Raw genomic sequence first — 18,633 nt, forward strand, 5'->3', positions numbered from 1 at the left:
CGTGATGTCAGTTCGGGCTGGTGTTAGCGCGAACTAACAACACGAAATCGACGAGCCTTACAGCGGCAGCGGCAGCGGCAGCGGCAGCGCGGTCGCGCGGCTCACTCTGCCGCGCCGGTCGAGGCGTCAAGCGACGGCACCGCGGCAATCAACTGCCGGGTGTACGGATGCTGCGGATCCTCCAGCACCGCGAGCGTGGGCCCGCTCTCGACCACGATCCCATCCTTCATCACCATGATCCGTTCGCACAGGTGGTAGACCAGCCCGATGTCGTGCGACACCAGGATCATGCTCAGCCCGAGGTCGCGACGCAGGTCGCGCAGCAGCTCCAGAATCTGCGCGCGCACAGTCACGTCGAGTGCGCTCAGCGGTTCGTCGCCGACCAGTAGCCGCGGGCCATGAACCAGCGCGCGAGACAGGGCTATGCGCTGTCGCTGTCCGCCCGAGAATTCGTGCGGATAGCGGTCGACGCTGTCGGCCTCGAGCCCCACCCGCTCCAGGATGCGCGCCACCATCGCGTGGTGATCGCCCGCGATGCCGAGCGCTTGCAGCGGTTCCGCGATGATCGCGCCCACCGACATCCGCGGGTCGAGCGAGGCGTACGGATCTTGCAGCACAATGCCGGTCTCCCGCCGAAGCCAGCGCAGGGAGCGGGCCGTGCCCCTCATCACAGGGCGGCCCTCGAACTCGATCGTGCCCGCGGTCGGTGTGTCGAGGGCCAGCAGCAGCCGCATCAGCGTCGACTTGCCCGAGCCGGATTCACCGATGATCGCGAGCGCCTCACCGTGGTCGATCGTAAGGTCGACATCGCGCAGCGCAGGCTTCACCAGCGGGCGGGCGAAGATGCCCTCGCGCGGCAGGTGGTAATCGCGGCTCAGTCGCGTCGCGGTCAGCAGTGGGGCAGCCGACAGTGCGGTCATGCGACACCGCCCGGAGTCCAGGAGGTGGCGCGGGCCGCGGCGAGCAGACCCTGCGTGACGGGATGCTGCGGCGCCCGCACGATGTCGGCGACCGGCCCCGACTCGACCGCCGCGCCGTGCGAGAGCACCACGACATCCGTCGCCACCTCGGCGAGCACAGCGAGATCGTGGGTGACAAAGATCAGCGAGGCGCCGGTCGTGGTCACCAGCTCGTCGAACAGCTCGAGGATCTCGGCCTGGATGGTCACGTCGAGCGCCGTGGTCGGTTCGTCTGCGATGATCAGCGACGGGGAGCGGGCGATGGCCATGGCGATCGCGACCCGCTGCCGCTGACCGCCGGACAGCTCGTGCGGGTAGCGCTTCAGCAGCCGCTCCGGCTCTGGCAGCAGAACGTCGCGCGCCAGCTCGATTGCCCTCTGGTCGGCCTCTCGCTTCGAGAGCCGATCGTGGATGCGCAGGGGTTCGCCGATCTGCCGACCGACTCGGCGCAGCGGATTCAGGGCGGTGCGGGGCTCCTGGAAGACCATGCCGATCTCGCTGCCCCGGATGTGCGCGAGCTCGCGGTCGTCACGCCCGAGCAGCTCGATCTCTTCCCCTCCATCGATGGTCAGCAGGATGCTCCCGGTGGCGGTCGCGGCATCCGGGAGAAGGCCGAGCACGGCCAGCGCGGTGAGCGACTTTCCGGAGCCGGACTCGCCGATGATGCCGAATCGGGCGCCGTCGGCAACGCGGAAGCTCAGGTGATCGACCACCGTGCGGCCGCCGATCTTGATGCTGAGGTCGGTGACGGTCAGGCTCATCGGGCAAGCCCCCGTCGTCGTGACCGCGCCGCCCGAGAGACCTTGAGCCGCGGGTCCGTCGCCTCGCGGAGGGCATCGCCCAGCAGGTTGAGGCCGAGCACGGTGATCGTGATGGTGAGCCCGGGCCAGAGCACCGACCACGGGTGGATGGTGATGTAGCGCTGCAGGGAGCTGAGCAGTCGGCCCCAGGAAGCGGTCGACGACGGTGCTCCGTAGCCGAGGAACGACAGCCCGGCCTCGGAGAGGATCGACACCGCAGCCGCGAGCGACAGTTGAACGATGAACACCGGGGCCACGTTCGGGAGAATGTGCCGGATCAGGATGCGCCAGGAGCCCGCGCCGCTCGCCTTGGCGGCGAGCACGTAGTCGGTGCCGAGGGCACCGCGCACCTCACCGCGGGCGACCCGCGCGAGGTTTACGCCGAATCCGATGCCGACAGCGATGATCACGACGGTGAGCGAGCCGCCGAAGACCGCAGACAGCAGCATGGCAATCAGCAGGATCGGGAAGGCGATCAGCACATCGATCAGCACCGCGACCGGCTCGCGCACCCAGTGCGAGGTGAGCGAACCGAGGGCGGTCAGCCCGACGCCGATCAGCCCGGCGACGATGGCCGAGAAGAACGCGACCAGCACGGTGGTCTTGCTGCCGGCCATGAGGTAGCTGAAGATGTCTGACCCGATGGCGTCGGTGCCGAACAGGTGGGCTAACGAGGGAGCTTGCCACGCGATCGACGGATTGGCGGTGAACGGATTCTGCGGGGTCCAGAACAGGGCGACGGCCGCGGTCAGCAGCAGCACGACCACGACCACGGTGCCGATGATGCCGGCCGGTCGCCGCCAGAGCTCGCGGAAGAACGGCAGTATCACGACGACACCTCCGTGCGCTGGCGCGGGTCGATGAGCCGGTGTGCGATATCGACGGCGAAGCCGACCAGCAGCACGATGGCGGTGAGCGTGAAGATGTCGCCCTGCACCTTGGGCAGGTCGCGGTTGCCCACGTCGGTGACCAGCATCCGTCCGATCCCGGGCAGTTGAAACAGTTGCTCGACAATGACCGCGCCGACGATGAGACCGGCGATCTGCAGGCCCAGTGACGAGATGACCGAGAGCATCACATTGGGCAGGCCGTGGCTGACCAGCGCGCGGGTTTTGGTGAGGCCGATCGCGGCCGCTGTGCGCACATAGTCCTGTCCGATGGCATCGAGCGCGGCCGAGCGAGTGAAGCGCAGCAGCACGGCCCCCTCGATCACCCCGATAGTGAGTGCCGGCAGGATCAGCGAACGGATGGCGCGGCCCGGTTCGTCCCAGCCGTCGAGGGGAAATCCCTGCGTCGGTAGCCAGCGCAGCGCGAGACCGAACACCGAGATCAGCAGCACTCCCGCCCAGACCGCCGGCACCGCGGCCAGTGCCTGGGCCGAAATCGCGATCGCCGCTCCGCTCGCCTTGGCATGACGGATGGCGGAGACGACGCCGAGAGGAATGCCGATTGCGAGCCCGAAGATCAGCGAGAGCAGAGCGAGGGGGAGCGTCACCGAGAGCTTTGCGGCGATCTCGATGGCGACGGGAGTGCCGGTGACCAGGGAATCGCCGAGATCGAAGCGCAACAGACCGGATACCCAGTCGGTGTATTGCACGAAGATGTTGCGGTCTAGACCCAGCGACTTTCTGATCGCCTCGACCTGCGCGGGCGTGGCCTGGGTGCCGCCGATCACCTGAGCGACGTCGCCGGGAAGCACACGCAGGGTGAAGAAGATGAGCGCGCTGGCGATCAGCAGGCCGAGAACGAGAAGAAGGAGCCGGGTGATGATGAAACGGATCACTCGGCCCCTTCGCTCGTTCGAATCATGATTGCGCTCTAGCCAGTGCTCACTATCCCTTGACGGAGAGCTTGGCCAGGTTCAGGCGGGCACTGGTGGAGTCCGTCGGGAAGCCCGAGATGCCCTTCTTGATCACCGTAAGCGTTGTCGCGGTGAACAGCCACTCGGCGGGGGCGTCTTCGGCGACGAGCTTCGCAGCCTGCTTGAGCTTCGCCGCGGCGACGGCCGGGTCGGTCGCCGCGAGCGACTCGGTGTAGAGCGCGTCGACCTGCGGGTTCGAGTAGCCGAAGTAGTACTTCGGGTTGGCCCAATTGCCGAAGTCGTGCGACTCGGCGTGGTCGACGTAGCTGAGCTGGAAGTCGTGGTTCGTGTAGACATCGGTGAGCCAGGTCGCAAACTCCACCGAGTTCACCTTCAGCGTGATTCCGACGGCGGCGAGCTGGGAGACCAGCACGTCGGCGACGGTGGTGCCGTAGAAGTTGGGGATGGTCAGCGTCAGGTTCAGGTTCGTCTGCCCTGCCTCGGCCAGCAGCTTCTTCGCGTTGGCGGGATCGTACGCGTCGACCGAGTCGAGGTTCTCGTAGCCGGGGTCGATCTCGGGGATCGGACCGCCCTGGGCGACACCGGCGCCGCCGATGGTCTTCAGGATCGCCTTCACGTCGATGGCCTGGCGGATCGCCTGACGCACCCGGATGTCGGTGAACGGCGCGACCGCATTGTTGAAGGCGAGCGTGTACTTGTCCGTGGTCTTGCCGCGGTGGATCACCAGGTCCTTGTCCGAGTCCAGCTGCTTGGTCAACGTGGCATCGAACTGGGTCTGCACCTGCGTGTCGCCGTTCACCAGGGCGTTGGCCTGTGCGCTCGCATCGGTGATGTAGCGGAAGACGATCTTGCCTACCTTCGCCTTGTCGCCCCAGTAGTCGGGGTTGCGCACGAGGGTGAGGCTGTCGCCCTGTTTCCACGAGGAGAGCTTGTACGGCCCGGTGCCGATCGCCGTGGTGTTCAGCTTGTTCTTCGCGGCCTTCTCGAGAACGAGACCCGCGCGTCCCGACAGCGCCCAGAGCAGGTTCGAATTCGGCTTCGACAGGGTGAGTACGACGGTGTTGTCGCCATCCTTCGTGACCGAGGTCACATTCGCGAGGTCGGCGTTGCCGGCGTATTTCGCGTTGGTACGCACCTGATCGATCGACCAGACCACGTCATCCGCGGTCAGCGTGTTGCCATCGTCGAAGGTGATGCCGGTGTTGAGCGGGAACGTGTAGGTGAGGCCGTCTTTCGACACGCTGTGGCTCTTGGCGATCACGTCGACGATGTCGTTGGTCGAGGTGCGACCGACCAGGCCCTGGTAGACGTTGTCGATGAGCACCTGGTCGAGCGCGATGCCCGTGGTGGTGCGGATGTCGAGGTTCGTCGGCTCCAGGACCAGTCCGACGTCGACGGTGGGCAGGGAGCTCGAATCTGTGCCTCCGCCAGTGCAGCCGGAGAGGATGAGGGCGGCGGTGACGGCGATGCCGGCGAATGCGAGGGACTTCTTACCGAAATGGCGAAGCGCCATGGGGTTTCCTTCCGATGCTGCTGTGTGGGTGCTACTGCGCTGCGTTTGTTGTTGCACGGGAGTCGTGTCCGAGTGGGCAGTCGAGTGGGGATGAATCACCAGACTACGCACGTGGCCGAGTGCGGTGACCGACGGCCTCCGCGAACGACCGGATGACGGCGGCGAGCTCCACCGGCTTCTCCTCCTGTACGTTGTGGCCCGTGTCGAGCTGCACCCCGGTAGTACCGGGCACCCGAGCCAGGAAATCATCGACGACGGCGGGAGACAGGAAACCGTGTTCGGCGCGCACCAGCAGCACCGGCACGGTGATCTTCTCGAGCTGCGGCCAGAGGCTGTCGAAGTCCTGCAGCTGCACCGTCTCGCCCGGCTCCAGGTTCGTGAGCTGGTGCTTGAAGATCACCTTCCCGTCGCCTCGCACCCGGGTATTCAGCACGATCCCACGGTCGAGGGCCGCGCGGGAGGCGCCGAATCCGAAGGCGATGGCCCGCTCCGCGATCCCGTCCCGCGAGGCGAAGATCTGAGGGCCGGCCAGAAATCCGGTGACCTGCTCCGCGGCATCCGGAGTCAGCCCGGGACTGAAGTCGACGATCACAAGCGCGCGCACGAGATCCGGTCGCTGTGCGGCGAGGGCGATCGCCGTGCCGCCGCCGAGCGACTGGCCCACGACCAGCTGCGGTCCGATGCCGAGAGCGTCGAGAACGGATGCCACGGCCCCCGCATTGGTCGAGGGGCGGTAATCGCGATCCGTCCGCCAGGCCGAATCACCGTGACCGGGGAGGTCGATCGCGATCGCGGGAATGCCGAGTTCGGCGATGGTCGAATCCCAGGTGTGGGCGTTCAGCCCCGCCCCGTGCAGATACGTGGTCGACGGATGCTCGCCCCAGACGATCGCGCTGACGTCGTAGCCCGCCTGGTCGATCACCGTCGCGCGGTGCGGGGTCTGGAGCGGGGTGAGGATGCCGAACTCTGCGGCCTCCTGCTCGAGATAGGAGAATTCGTCGTCGGGCGATGGCATGACTCTATGCTGCCGTGATTCCACGACCGCGGGCGTTTGATGACGGGCTGTTTCCCAGGGAAGGGATTAGGTAAGGCATGCCATACTTAGGGCGTGCTTAGTTCCAACGTCGCGCTCGACTCCATCCGCTGGAGTCCCTCGGCGACCGACAAACTTCTGCTCGCCGGCACCGAGCGCAGCATTCCCGTACTCCGCGCCATTCTCGCCTCGCTCCCGGCCAAGGCGCGCGGCCAGGTGTTCGTCGAGGTGGCCAGTGCCGACGACATCGACCCGATCGCCGGTCCCGGCCGGGTGATGGTCTGCTGGTTGCTCCGCGACCGCGGCCAGTCGCTGCAGCGTTCCGTCGACTCCTGGCTCAGCGAGATGCTTCCGACCGAGTTCGACCGCGAGCACAACGTCTACGCCTGGGTCGACGGCGCGGGCGCGGCTCGCACCCTCAGCTCGAACTGAGCCCGAGCAGCCTCTCGGTTCGCTCCCAGAGGTCGCGAGGGACCCGGGGATCGTCGGCCATTTTATTGGCGCGACCGTTCGGCGTCAGCCGACTGAAGTAGGTGCCGTTCGCCGCGTCGACGTGCTCGCTGCCCGCCAAGAAGATCAGCCCCTCCGCCCCCTGCTCCGGTGTCGAGAAGAAGAAGCGGCCGGCCACCGCCTCCCCGAATCTCATCAGCGGGAGCCCCGCGCTGAAGCCGCTGCGCACCTCGCCGGGGTGATACGAATACGACTGAAGTCCCGTGCGCCGGCCCAACTCCTTGGCGAACAGGATGTTCTCGAGCTTCGTATTCGCGTAGGCACGCCAGCCGCCCAGCCACCGTTCGTTCGCGAATTGCAGGTCATTCAGATCGAGCTTCGCCCAGAGCGTGGCGTTGCTCGAGGTGGTGATCACCCGCGCGTCGCTCGCCTGCAGGCGATCGAGCAGCAGGCGGGTGAGGAGGAATGACGCGAGGTAGTTGCTCTGCTGCGCCGTGTCGAAGCCGTCGACGGTCGTGCTGCGCCGGGAGAAGAACCCGCCGGCGTTGTTCGCCAGCACGTCGATCCGGTCGTAGCGCGCGAGCAGGGCATCCGCCAGAGCCCGTACCTCGTCGAGGCGGGTGAAGTCGGCGAGGAACGCCGTGCCGCCGACCTGCGCCGCAACGGCGCGGGTTCGCTCCGGATTGCGGCCGACGACGGCGACCTCCGCTCCCCGGGACGCGAGCGCGACGGCAGCGGCCTGTCCGACGCCGGAACTGGCGCCGGTGATGACCATGATCGTGCCCGCGAGGTCGCGCGTCATGCGGGGAGTCCGAGGATGCGGGCGGTGTCGTCCCACAGTCTGGCGCGGGCATCCGCGTCGTTGGCGAGCTTGCGTGTGCGACCGAACGGCTTCAGGCCGTCGAAGTACGTGCCGTTCGGCACGTCGAGCTCCTCGGTCGACGCGAGGTGCACGAGGGGAGCCGCTCCCTGCTGGGGGCTGATGGCGAGGCTGTTTCGCGTGACGAAATTGCCCAGCCGCACCAACGCCGAGTCCGCGCCGAACTCGGTGGCGACGTAGCCGGGGTGGAACGAGTATGCCGTGATGCCCGGCACGCGCTTTGCCAGCTCGCGGATGAACATGATCGTCTCCAGCTTGCTCGTTCCATACGGAACCCAGCCGCCGAGGTACGGGCGCGCGGCGAACTCCAGGTCGTCGAAGCGGAGCGAACTGAACATGTTGGCGCCGCTCGCCGTGGAGATCACTCGACCGTTCGACTCGACCAGTCGCTTGCCGAGAAGGGCGGTGAGCAGAAACGGTGCCAGGTGGTTGTGCTGGAAGGTGCGCTCATGGCCGTCGGCGGAGATGCCGCGCTTCGCCACCAGCCCGCCCGCGTTGTTCGCCAGCACGTCGATCTCGTCGTAGGCCTCGAGCAGGGATCCGGCCAGCGCTCGCACGTCGTCGAGCCGATCGAAGTCGGCGAGAAACGGTCGCCCGCCGACCTGGTTGGCGACTATCCGGGTGCGCTCGGGGTTGCGCCCGACGACCGCGAGGGTCGCACCCTGCTCGGCGAGGGCGATCGCCGCGGCGCGCCCGATTCCAGAGCTCGCTCCGGTGATGACAATCGTGGTGTTCTCGAGCTGAGTGTTCTGCGGGGAGTCGGGCATGATCTTGTTTGTACACCAGTACGCCGTCAGCGGGCCCGCTCGCCACCAGGTCGCGCCGATATGGTTGCGGCATGTCAGCCAGCGGTCCACTCCGAGTCGCGATGGTGTCGATGCACACTTCGCCGACCGCGGTCGCCGGGCGGGGTGATGCCGGGGGAATGAACGTGGCCACCCTGTCGACCGCGATGGAACTCGCGAGACGCGGCGCAACGGTCGACCTGCTGACGCGCGCCGTGGGGCCCGCGCAGAGTCGCACGATCGCGCCCGGTGTCACCCTGCATGAGGTGGAGGCCGGCCCGATCGGTCCGTTGCCGAAGGATCGTCTCGCCGAGGTGGTCGACGAGTTCGGCGAGGCCGTTGCGGTGCTCACCGGGCGCTCCGCTGCCCGGTACGACATCATCCACGCGCACTACTGGCTGAGCGGGCTCGCCGTGCTGCCGGTGGCGCTCGAGCTGGGCATCCCGCTGGTCGAGAGTTTCCACACCGTCGCCGCGCTCACCAACGCGACTCTACGGGCTGGTCAACCCGGCCAGCCCGTCGAGCCGGTCGAGCCAGAGCGCCGGGTGATGACGGAGATGTTCCTGGCGCATCAGGCGAGTGCGATCGTCGCCGGGTCGGCCGCCGAGGCGACCGCCCTGATCGACCTCGCTCGGGCTCCGGCGGACAAGATCTGGGTGGTACCGCCGGGCGTCGACCTCGAGCTGTTTCGACCGGGTCTGCCACCGGATGACTCCGGCTCACGGTTTCGCGATGCCCTCCATATCGCGCCCGCCCGCCCGATCCTGGCCGTCGTCGGACGCATCCAGCCGCTGAAAGACCAGGAGCTGGCCATCCGCGCGCTCGCGCTGTTGCCGGACGAGCGTCCGGTGCTCGTGATCGCGGGGGAGCCGACACCCGGCGAGGAGAAGTATCGCGACCGGCTGAGTGCGCTCGCCGATGAGCTCGGAATCGGGGACGACGTGCGATTCGTCGGTGCGCTCGGCCGCGGCGAGGTGGCCGAGTTGTTCGCGGCGGCGAGCCTCACCGTCATCCCGTCCCGCGTGGAGACGTTTGGCCTCGTCGCGCTGGAGTCGGCGGCCAGCGGCACGCCCGTGGTCGCGTTCCACGGCTCGGGGCTGGTCGAATCGGTCGCCGACGGGACATCGGGGGTGCTGGTTCGCTCGCGTGAAGCGGAGGATTGGGCGCGTGTCATCGCGCGGCTACTGAACGATCGCCACGCGCTGGCGGAGCTCTCGCTCACCGCTCGGCATCACGCCGAGGCGTTCAGCTGGGCGGCGACCGCCACCAGCCTGCTCGGAGTGTACGCGAGCCTGCGGCGCTGAGGCCCCTTCGGCCCCTGAGCTTGTCGAAGGGCGGCCGGCGGTTACGGCCGGCCGTAGGTCTCGAGCAGGCGCAGCCAGATCTCGTTGATGGTCGGATACGCGGGCACAGCGTGCCACAGCCGGTCGATCGGCACCTGTCCGACGACGGCGGTTGTCGCACCGTGCAGCAACTCCGCGACATCCTTGCCCACGAAGGTCACGCCGAGGATCACCTTGCGCTTTTCGTCGACGATCATGCGCGCGTGGCCCTCGTAGCCATCGGCCTGCACGGATGCTCCGGCCACCCACCCGAGGTCGTAGTCGATCACCCGGATGTCGTATCCGGCCTTCTCCGCGGCAGCGGCGGTGAGACCCACCGACGCCACCGCGGGGTCGCTGAACGTCACCTGCGGCACCATCTCGTGGTCGGCCGTCGCGGCATGCGTGCCGAACGGGGAATCGTCGACGGGCGTGCCGAGCGCCCGTGCCGCGATCACGTCGCCGGCAGCTCGAGCCTGGTACTTGCCCTGGTGGGTCAGGAGCACGCGGTGGTTGACGTCGCCGCAGGCGTACAGCCAGTCGAAGCCCTTCACGAGCATGGTGTCGTCGACGTCCAGCCAGTCGCCGGGAGTGAGTCCGATCGCCTCGAAGCCGAGGTCCATGGTGCGCGGCACTCGGCCGACGGCGACGAGCACCTCATCCGCGACGACGGTCGAGCCGTCATCCAGAGTCAACTCCACGCCGACATCCGTGCGCTTCGCCGACGCCGTGTTCGCACCGACCAGCACGCTGACGCCAGCGGCCTCGAGCGACTTCGTTACCGTCTCGCTCACGAACGGCTCCTGGGTGTTCAGCAGCGGAGTGCGGCTGAGGATGGTGATCGTGGTGCCGAAGCTCGCGTAGGCGGTCGCCATCTCGACGCTGACCACGCCGCCCCCGATGATCGCCAGGCTGCGGGGAGCGGTCTGTGCGCTCGTGGCGTGCCGGCTGGTCCATGGGCTCACGTCTGCCAGTCCCGGGATGTCGGGCAACAGCGGGTCGGAGCCGACGCTGACCGCGATGGCATGCCGAGCCGTGTAGGTCGTGCCGTCGACATCCAGCACCTTCGGGCCGGTGAAGCGTGCGTGCCCGCGAACCAGGGCGACGCCGGCGCCAATCACCCAGTCGATCTGGCTCTGGTCGTTCCAGTCGTGGGTGAAGCTGTTTCGGCGGGCCAGTGTCGCGGCGACGTCGAGCGTGCCGGTGATGGCCTCCTCTGCGCCCTCGACGGCCTGGGCCGCTCGCAGCACGATGCCGCTGCGCAGCAGCACCTTCGACGGCATACACGCCCAGTACGAGCACTCTCCACCGACCAGCTCGCTCTCCACCAGCAGCACGGTGAGGCCGCGCTGCATCGCGCGATCGGCGATGTTCTCACCGACGGCTCCTGCACCGATCACGATGACATCGAACTCGGTCGTGTCGGGAACCGGCACGGGGGGCATGGTCAGCTGGGGCAGCCCGCTGCTTGTCTGTGACACTGGTCCTTGTGACACTGTTCCTCCTGGACTGAACTGCGGTTATCGACCGACGAATTCGGCCGGCGTGCGGGTGACGAAAGCATTCATGCCGATCGCGGCATCTTCGCTTGACGCTAGTCGCACCAGCTCGCTCTGCAACCCCGCCTCGGCTGCCGCATCCCCGTCGCGGACGGCGGTGCGGGCGTTTGCCAGTGCAGCCTGCACCGCGAGCGGAGCCTGGGCGGCGACCTTATGCGCCAGTTCGAGGCCGCGCTCGTACTGCTGGCCGTGAGGAACGACCTCCTGAACCAGCCCGATCCGGTGTGCTTCGGTAGCGTCGAACAGGTCGCCGGTGAGGATCCAGCGCATCGCGTTTCCCCAGCCGACCGCGCGCGGGAAGCGAATCGTGGCGCCACCGAAGGGCAGGATGCCGCGGGCGACCTCGATCTGCCCGAACCGGGTCGAGTCTGCCGCCACCGCGATGTCGCTAGCCAGGATCAGCTCGATGCCGAGGGTGAGGCAGGTGCCCTGCACGGCGATCACCACCGGTTTAGTGAGGCGCTGCCCGGAGACCTGCCAGGGATCGATGCCGCCCTCGGGCGTGATGTCGAGTCCGTCCGCTCCGATGCGGGGGGCGACGTCCGCCAGATCGAGGCCACCGGTGAAGTGGTCGCCGTGCGCGTAGACGAAACCGACCCGGAGTTCGGTGTCGCGCTCGAGCTCGCCGTAGGCGAGTGACAGCTCCTGCAGCAGCTGCAGGTCGGCGGCATTGCGCTTGTCTGCGCGATCGAAGCCGATGAGCAGAACGTGGCCGTCGCGATCGACAGTGATTCGGTTGGTCATGCTGTCGATGCTAGTGATGCCGTTGGTAAAGACCTCACATTATGGGCAGGTCAGCTGGCGAGGGCGCCGATGATGCGCAGGATGCTGCCGAGGTCGTCGACCGCCGCTTCCGGTGCTGCTGGTGCGAACTCGGTCACCCCGGCGCCGGCCAGCGGGAGTGCTGCCTTTGCGGCGGCGATCACCTCGAGCAGTTGCGGAAGAGTGACGCCGAAGGGCTCGGGAAATCCGACACCGTCGATGAACGCGGGGTCGAGCACGTCGAGGTCGACGTGGATGTAGACCCGGGAGGCGCCGGTGGCGACCAGCGACTCGGTGACGGCCGCGGCATCCAGATCTTCGGGCGCGATGACGCCGATGCCCGCGGATTGCGCGTACTCCGCCTCGGCCTCGTCGAACGCGCGGGTGCCGGCGAGCACGAGGTGGCGCGGGTCGAGCGGGATGCTGGGGGTCGCGACATCCGGTCCCTCGCCGAGGAGGGTGCGCACCACCATGCCGTGAAAGGCGCCGGACGGCGACGACGCGGGGGTGTTGAGGTCGGGGTGCGCGTCGAGCCACAGCACCGCCGTATCCCCGGTTTCGATGGCCCGCCCGATCGGTGCCAGTTCGACGCCGCAATCGCCACCGATGGTGATTGCGAGGCCGGTCGACATCGAGATCTCGGCCAGCAGCGCGTCGCGCACGGCGACGATCGAGCTGAGCCGCTGCACCGGAGTGCCTTCGTCGCTTCCCGCGCCGCTCGGGATATCGACGCGAACCGTGGATGACACGGGGAGGTCTTCGCGGATCGCCTCGGCTCCGTCGATCAGTCGCATTGCGCGCGAGGAGCCGGAGCCCTGCCATTGGGGGACGACGAAAAAGGTGGCAGCCACACCCTAAGTATGGCTGCCACCTCGGTCGTTCGTGTGGCTGGTTAGTGCGACCGTGGTTAGACGGTGCGGGGTGCCTTTGCCAGGTTCGCCTCGAGCTCGGCGACGTTCTGGCGGCTGACGTACGCGGGGCGGTCACGCTCGAAGCGCCAGCTCTCGCTCAGCGGGCTGGCGTCCACGGCGTCGAAGCCGGCCTTGTCGAGGAAGTCGATGAGGAACTCGGCTGCCTCGGGGAAGTCGGAGGCGATGGGCAGGGCACGGCGGTTCGGGGTCCCCGCCGGGGTGCCGTCCGTGGTGATGTCGCCGGACATGATGTTGTTGAAGCCCTTGACCACGCGCGAGGTCGGCAGGTGCTCCTGGAGCATGCCGGACACGGTGGTGGTGCCCTCGTCGAGCGCCGGGATCCGACCGTCACGCTCGAAGTAGTAGTTGTTGGTGTCGATCACGATCTTGCCGGCGAGCGGCTCGACCGGAACCTGCGTGTAGTTCTTGAGCGGTACGGTGACGACGGCGATGTCCGCAGCCTCTGCAGCCTCGACGGCGGTAGCCGCGCGCGCCTTCGGCCCGAGCTCCGCGACGAGGTCGCTGAGAGTCTCCGGTCCGCGAGAGTTGCTGATCACCACGTCATAGCCCTGCGTGATTGCCACGCGGGCGAGCTGGCTGCCGATATGTCCTGCACCGATGAGTCCGATTGTTGTCATGGGTTCATTCAACGTGCTGAGGCTCAGGATGTTCCCGACTCGCCGTGTCGATTTTGCATTGTCAGTTCGCGCTGATGTCAGTTCGCGCTGTTGTCAGTTCGCGCTGATGTCAGTTCGCGCTGATGTCAGCGCGAACTGGCATAGCGGCTACTGCAGCGTGATCGGGGCGACCGGCCCCGTCACCAGGTCGTTCGAGAGAAAAGTGCCAGCGGCATCCGTTCGTCCGAAGTCGATCGCGGCGGAAACGCCGTAACTACCGGCCCCGACCGACGGCAGGTCGGCGGGGAACGCCTCGGCCAGATCGTCATCAACCGAGCAGCGCACCGGTGTGAACGTCGCCGGGTAGCTCATCGACGCACCGGGGGCGAGATCGACGGCCGCGACCATCATCACCGTCGCGCCGTTGCTGTGCCAGAGCACCGTGCCGTTCTGCGAGAGAGTGATCGCCGGGCTCGCTGCGGTCGTGCCGATGAGCCGCTCGGTTCCCGTGTTCGTCATCGTGACCTGCCCGGTGATGCTCGGGGCGCTCGCGGACGCCGTGGCCGGAAAGTCGACGGCGAGCACGAGTCCGGATGCGGCCGGCGCCACGTCGGCGAGCGGACCGCCACACAGGTTGATGCGATCGGCGGGAGCTCGCTTCCCGCCGCTGAACGGAGCTGCGCTCTCGCTGTGCGGGGCGTTGTCGGCACTCGAGGCTGCGCTTCCCGACGACGTCGCGGGCGTGGGGAAAGAACGGATGCCGGCCACTCCCGCCGCGCCGATCCCCACAACAGCGAGCGTGCTGAGGGCGCCGACGGCCACCTGCTGACCGTGGTGGCGCCGGGCGCTGCGACGCATCACGGCGCCGAGGTCGATTCTCGGGGTCGTACCGGACGGCTCGCCGTGGAGCATGCCGCGGAGGTCGGATTCACTGAGCATTTCTGCCCTCTCTGTCGAAGGTGATGTCTGGGGTGTCGAGAGCTGCGCCGAGTTTGCCGAGCGCGTCGCTGACATAGCGCTTGACCGTTCCCGGGCTGATGCCCAGTTGGTCGGCCACATCGGCGATCGTGAGGTCGTCGTAGTAGCGCAATACGATGCAGGCTCGCTCGCGCGGGCTGAGTAAGGCGAGGTGGCCGTCGAGGTCGACGCGCGCATCGGTGGCGGGCGCGCTCGACTCTTGCAATTCCGGGGTCGCCGCGAAGTGCTCGATCCGGCGCCAGCGGCTGGTGCGGCGGCCACCGTCGAGATAGCTGTTGAGGATGGCGCGGCGCACGTATGCCTCCGCGCTTGCCACCGAGAACCCGTTGCGCAGCCGACCGAATGTCTTCACCAGGGCGTCCTGCACCAGATCGGCGGCGTCATCGTTGTTGCCGCTGATCAGGCGGGCGTAGCGAGTGAGGGCGTCGCCGCGCTCGGCGACCAGCGTCGTCAGGACGGCGCGCCAGCCGTCATCCGTCTGCGCGGTCGTCATGTCTTCATACTTCGGGTCACACGTGTTCCTGTCTTTTCTCTTGCACCTGTCTACTTGCTAAGACGCACGGGGATCGCAAAAGGTTGGGGCGGATGCTGCGCAGCCTCGGTAGCCCGTCGTTCACTGAGCTTGTCGAAGGGTTCTGAATTGGGTCCCTGAGCGTGTCGAAGGGCGGCAGTATTTCGGTCCCTGAGCGTGTCGAAGGGTGGCCCTCTTTTCCTCCACAGGTAGCCCGGCGTGGTGGGTTATAAACAGGGTCTGGTCAGCATTATTCATACTCCTTCGAATGTCGGTGGTCGCTGCGACAATCGGGTCATGAAGGTCTCCACCGACGCATTGGCCGCCCATCTCGCGGCCCTGGCGCAGGCGTGGGACGACACCATCGTTGACCAACCCGGCATGCTGTTGCAGTTGATCGGGGAGCTGGCGGCGGTGCAGCGTCGCATCGATGCGCTGCGGGTTGCAGTTGCGGGAGAACTTGCGGACTTGTCCGCTGCCCACCGCGGCGGCGAGGGGATGGCGCGCCGGGCCGGACATTCCCGACCCGGCTCGTATCTGGCCGAGCTGTGGCAGATCAGCGTCGCCGAAGCAACCAGGCTGTGTGAGCTGGGTCTGGCAACGCGGCAACGGACCGCCTTGGACGGCTCGCTATTGCCGGCCCGATACCCGGCTGTGGGCGAGGCGATCGGCGCCGGGTCGGTCGGGGTGGAGGCGGCCGTGGTGATCGTGCGGGAACTGGACCAGGCCGCCCCCTTCTGCTCGGCCGAAGCGCGCGCGGCGGGGGAGCGACTGCTGGTGGAGCATGCGCAGGGGTTGACGGTGAAGCAGGTGCAGGGGGTGGGCCGGCAGGTGCGGGACCGACTGGATGAGGACGGTGCCGAATCCCGGGATGTGATCCGGAGGCAGCGACGGGCGCTGTCGTGGGTGACTGAACCGGATGGGATGGTGCGTCTGGTCTGGGTGATGCCCCCAGAAACCGCAGGGCTAGTGCGAGCCGGGATAGATCAGCTCGTGGGCGAGCAGTTGCGGGCTGCCCGCGACCGGGTTCCCGAATCCGCGGCACCGGCCGCATTGGCCGACACCGGGTTCGTCGACAGTGATGATCGGACCATGCCGCACCGCCGCGCCGACGCGGCCGAAGACCTGTTCCGGCAGGCGGTCAACTGCACGTGCGGTGCTGGTCGGGGTGGTGGTAGTCCGTTGGTGACGATGATCGTGCGGATGAGCCTCGACCAGTTACGCGACGGCCTCGGTGCCGCCCAGATCGATGGGATCGATGCCGGGATCTCCGCCACCCGGGCGCGAATCCTGGCGGCAGATGCGAACATCATCCCGATTGTGCTCGGCGGTGCCGGGGAAGTCCTTGATCTGGGCAGGTCGCGGCGACTATTCAGCCCCGCCCAACGCCACGCGTTGGCCGAAACGTATGGCGGGTGCGCGTTCCCGGCCTGCGGTCACCCACCCAGCTACACCGAAGCCCACCACCTCCACTGGTGGTCCAGCGGTGGGGTAACGGATCTGGACAACGGGATCCCGTTGTGTTCGTTCCACCACCACCGCATCCACGACGACGGGTGGGAAATCCAACTTCGGGAGCAGGTGCCGTATTTCATCCCGCCACCCTGGATCGACCCCGACCAAACACCCCGACGAGGAGGAAAGGTGGTGATAACGATGTGAGCCAGGCACAGCGGCGGCCCTGCGCGCACCACGACCGATGCTGAGCCGGTCAGACACAGTGCATTAGTCAGACGCAGTGCATTAGTCAGGCGCGGTGCATTGGTCAGGCGCGGTGCATTGGTCAGGCGCAGTGCATTAGAACGACTGCGGTTGACTGAAGAACCCGGTCGGATCGTATTTCTTGCGCACCGCAGCCAAGCGGGTTTTGTTCGCCTTGAAGTAGCTTTCGAGCGGGTCGGTGAGCGATGCATCCGCGTAGTTGACGTAGGCACCATCGCCCCACTGGGGCACCAGCGCCGCGCGGAAGCCCCGCACGAACGCATCCAACGGAGCCGGATCGACCCCGTCGGCAAACGTGGCGGTGTACTGCACCGTCATGAGCGCGGAGCGGTGCGGGAAAGCGGTGGCGTCGGCCGCGAGCGCTCCCACCTGGCCGCCCAGGGCGTCCATCGAGATCCCGCCCTCCTTCATCCCCGGTACCGATTTTGCCGACGCGACCTGCGCAATCAAAGTCTGGATGCCGCTTGCGTCCAGCGGCTGGTAGGCCACATGCGAGGTGGCTGCGAACGACTCCCGCTTCAGCGATCCACCCGAACCGGTGTTGCACTGCGCGATCGGTACGGCGGCGCAGCCGGCGTACGACAGCATCGCGTCTCGATAACTGTGCTGCGATGACCCGTTGTGTGTGGGTGTGCCGGCGCCGGCGATGATCGGCGCCAACTGTGCCTGCAGCTCGGCGGCGGCGCCCAGCCAGGTGCCGGAGAGGAATACTCCGATGCCGTTGTTGTAGTTCGCCCCTGTGAGCAGTTTCAGCGTCGACCACAGCTTGGGATCCGCGGTCGGAGCCCAACTCTGCCACGCCCTGACCACCGCGGCAGCGGATGCGGCGGGCCAGGTCAGCGAGAACATCGTGACGGTCGGCGCCGGTTGAGTGGCGAAGGTCAGCGAGGTCACCACACCGAGATGTCCACCGCCACCGCCGCGACAGGCCCAGAACAGGTCGGCATCGGTCTTGGCGGTCGCGGTGTGCACCGTGCCGTCCGCGGTGACGATCTCCACCGCGGTCAGGGAGTCGCAGGTCAAACCATACGCACGGGTGAGCACACCGACCCCGCCGCCGAGGGTGAGACCGGTGATCCCCACCGTGGCACAGGATCCCGCAGCGATCGATCGCCCCTTTGCCCCGATGGTGTCGTAGACAACGGCGAGGGAGGCACCGGCCCCAAGGGTGACGGTGTTGTCAGCAGCGAGCGTGATCGCGTCGAGCGGCCGAACATCGATGACGAGCGAGGGCTTCACGTCGGTGCCAGCGGCGCCACCCGCGGAGTATCCGGGATAACCGTGGCCGCCGGCGCGGAGGGCGACCGGGATTCGGTATCGGGCGGCGAAGGCCAGCGCGGCCGCGACATCCTTCGCCGATACGGCGCTCAGCACCGCGAGCGGCATCGCCGCGTCCCAGCGAGGGTTTTCGACCAGTTTCACGGTGGCGTAGTCCGCGGTGCCGGGGAGCGCGAGAGCGCCGGTTACGGTCGAGGCGAGCTCCGACCAGTTCGGAGGTCCGACCGGCGTCGGTGATGCGCTCGGCGCGGGCGCGCTCGGGGTGCACGCGGTCAGCAGAGTCGCGGTACCGAGTGCGCCTACGGTCAGTCCGGCGGCGAGCACCGAGCGTCGGGTCGGCTGCGTCATCGAACCTCGTATTCTCGCCTGACTGCCAAGCGAAACTGACTGCCAAGCGAAACTGACTGCCAATCGAAACTGACCACCAAGCGAGACTGACTGCCAAGCGAAACTGGTGACCATCACAAGGATCACGATGCTGGATTCGCCGCTACCGACCCGCTCCGGGGGGTGGGCTCGGCGAAGTAACCACAATCCGCCGAGCCCCGGTCGCCTCACCTCGGATCAGGAAGAAAGGGGCGACCACAACGAATGCTAACCCACCGCTCGCCGCGCGCAAGGAGTGTTTGGGCCATTGAGAGGACGTGCAGAAAGCTGGGCGTGAACGCGATGACCGACGGAGTAAATTCTTTCCCGCGTGGAAAAAAGCGGGTCGAAAAAGGGGCCTCTCG

General features: G+C 67.4%; 18 protein-coding genes. 3 read left to right on the forward strand and 15 right to left on the reverse strand.

All coding sequences use genetic code 11. The features are described 5' to 3' along the window. Positions 1-101: 101 nt before the first annotated feature. The 6 genes from IV501_RS07395 to IV501_RS07420 form a co-directional block, all read right to left on the reverse strand. On the reverse strand, positions 102-920 hold the full coding sequence (locus IV501_RS07395; protein WP_200555802.1) for an ABC transporter ATP-binding protein: 819 nt from the start codon (positions 918-920) through the stop codon (positions 102-104). After that, positions 917-1,720, reverse strand: coding sequence for an ABC transporter ATP-binding protein (locus IV501_RS07400; RefSeq protein ID WP_200555803.1), 804 nt, complete (start codon positions 1,718-1,720; stop codon positions 917-919). Before IV501_RS07400 ends, IV501_RS07395 begins: the two co-directional genes overlap by 4 nt. Continuing rightward, on the reverse strand, positions 1,717-2,589 hold the full coding sequence (locus IV501_RS07405) for an ABC transporter permease (RefSeq protein ID WP_200555804.1): 873 nt from the start codon (positions 2,587-2,589) through the stop codon (positions 1,717-1,719). The genes IV501_RS07400 and IV501_RS07405 overlap by 4 nt, the downstream gene beginning before the upstream one ends. Beyond that, entirely contained in the window at positions 2,586-3,542 is a 957-nt protein-coding gene (locus IV501_RS07410; RefSeq protein ID WP_200555805.1) for an ABC transporter permease, read from the reverse strand. Before IV501_RS07410 ends, IV501_RS07405 begins: the two co-directional genes overlap by 4 nt. Before the next feature lie 49 nt (positions 3,543-3,591). Then, complete coding sequence (locus IV501_RS07415) at positions 3,592-5,094, reverse strand: ABC transporter substrate-binding protein (protein ID WP_200555806.1); 1,503 nt, start codon at positions 5,092-5,094, stop codon at positions 3,592-3,594. A 103-nt stretch (positions 5,095-5,197) separates the two neighbouring features. Next, entirely contained in the window at positions 5,198-6,109 is a 912-nt protein-coding gene (locus IV501_RS07420; protein ID WP_200555807.1) for an alpha/beta fold hydrolase, read from the reverse strand. Between the two features lie 93 nt (positions 6,110-6,202). Here IV501_RS07420 and IV501_RS07425 point away from each other — a divergent pair, with 93 nt between their 5' ends. Beyond that, a complete protein-coding gene (locus IV501_RS07425; RefSeq protein WP_307812226.1) occupies positions 6,203-6,559 on the forward strand; it encodes an SIP domain-containing protein in 357 nt (118 codons plus the stop codon). Here the strand turns inward: IV501_RS07425 and IV501_RS07430 are convergent. Beyond that, the gene (locus IV501_RS07430) at positions 6,546-7,379 is read right to left on the reverse strand and encodes an SDR family NAD(P)-dependent oxidoreductase (RefSeq protein ID WP_200555808.1); all 834 of its coding nucleotides are present in this window, start codon (positions 7,377-7,379) and stop codon (positions 6,546-6,548) included. The two genes, IV501_RS07425 and IV501_RS07430, sit on opposite strands and share 14 nt — an antisense overlap. Next, positions 7,376-8,224, reverse strand: a complete 849-nt coding sequence (locus tag IV501_RS07435) for an SDR family NAD(P)-dependent oxidoreductase (protein ID WP_200555809.1) — start codon at positions 8,222-8,224, stop codon at positions 7,376-7,378. The genes IV501_RS07430 and IV501_RS07435 overlap by 4 nt, the downstream gene beginning before the upstream one ends. 71 nt (positions 8,225-8,295) lie before the next feature. Between IV501_RS07435 and IV501_RS07440 the strand changes: the two genes are divergently transcribed. Beyond that, positions 8,296-9,546 (forward strand): glycosyltransferase, encoded by a 1,251-nt coding sequence (locus tag IV501_RS07440; RefSeq protein ID WP_200555810.1) that lies wholly within the window; start codon positions 8,296-8,298, stop codon positions 9,544-9,546. A 41-nt stretch (positions 9,547-9,587) separates the two neighbouring features. On the opposite strand, the gene IV501_RS07445 is transcribed toward IV501_RS07440, so the two are convergent. The 6 genes from IV501_RS07445 to IV501_RS07470 all read right to left on the reverse strand — a co-directional run bounded on the left by IV501_RS07445 (position 9,588) and on the right by IV501_RS07470 (position 14,884). Then, positions 9,588-11,009 carry a dihydrolipoyl dehydrogenase family protein gene (locus tag IV501_RS07445; RefSeq protein WP_200556147.1) on the reverse strand — a complete coding sequence of 474 codons (1,422 nt, stop codon included), beginning with the start codon at positions 11,007-11,009 and terminating at the stop codon, positions 9,588-9,590. 75 nt (positions 11,010-11,084) lie between these two features. Beyond that, the gene (locus tag IV501_RS07450) at positions 11,085-11,867 is read right to left on the reverse strand and encodes a crotonase/enoyl-CoA hydratase family protein (RefSeq protein WP_200555811.1); all 783 of its coding nucleotides are present in this window, start codon (positions 11,865-11,867) and stop codon (positions 11,085-11,087) included. A gap of 50 nt (positions 11,868-11,917) precedes the next feature. After that, positions 11,918-12,736, reverse strand: coding sequence for an arginase family protein (locus IV501_RS07455; RefSeq protein WP_307812227.1), 819 nt, complete (start codon positions 12,734-12,736; stop codon positions 11,918-11,920). Positions 12,737-12,792: 56 nt separating this feature from the next. Then, a complete protein-coding gene (locus tag IV501_RS07460) occupies positions 12,793-13,434 on the reverse strand; it encodes an NADPH-dependent F420 reductase (protein ID WP_200555812.1) in 642 nt (213 codons plus the stop codon). Between the two features lie 147 nt (positions 13,435-13,581). Further along, complete coding sequence (locus IV501_RS07465) at positions 13,582-14,352, reverse strand: hypothetical protein (RefSeq protein WP_200555813.1); 771 nt, start codon at positions 14,350-14,352, stop codon at positions 13,582-13,584. Next, entirely contained in the window at positions 14,342-14,884 is a 543-nt protein-coding gene (locus tag IV501_RS07470) for a SigE family RNA polymerase sigma factor (protein WP_200555814.1), read from the reverse strand. The genes IV501_RS07465 and IV501_RS07470 overlap by 11 nt, the downstream gene beginning before the upstream one ends. 315 nt (positions 14,885-15,199) lie before the next feature. Here IV501_RS07470 and IV501_RS07475 point away from each other — a divergent pair, with 315 nt between their 5' ends. After that, complete coding sequence (locus IV501_RS07475; protein ID WP_200555815.1) at positions 15,200-16,564, forward strand: HNH endonuclease signature motif containing protein; 1,365 nt, start codon at positions 15,200-15,202, stop codon at positions 16,562-16,564. Between the two features lie 135 nt (positions 16,565-16,699). Here the strand turns inward: IV501_RS07475 and IV501_RS07480 are convergent, their stop codons facing one another. Further along, positions 16,700-18,250, reverse strand: a complete 1,551-nt coding sequence (locus tag IV501_RS07480; protein ID WP_200555816.1) for an FAD-binding oxidoreductase — start codon at positions 18,248-18,250, stop codon at positions 16,700-16,702. Positions 18,251-18,633: the final 383 nt, after the last annotated feature.

It is taken from the genome of Lacisediminihabitans changchengi (assembly GCF_016634425.1).
Lineage (GTDB): Bacteria > Actinomycetota > Actinomycetes > Actinomycetales > Microbacteriaceae > Lacisediminihabitans > Lacisediminihabitans changchengi.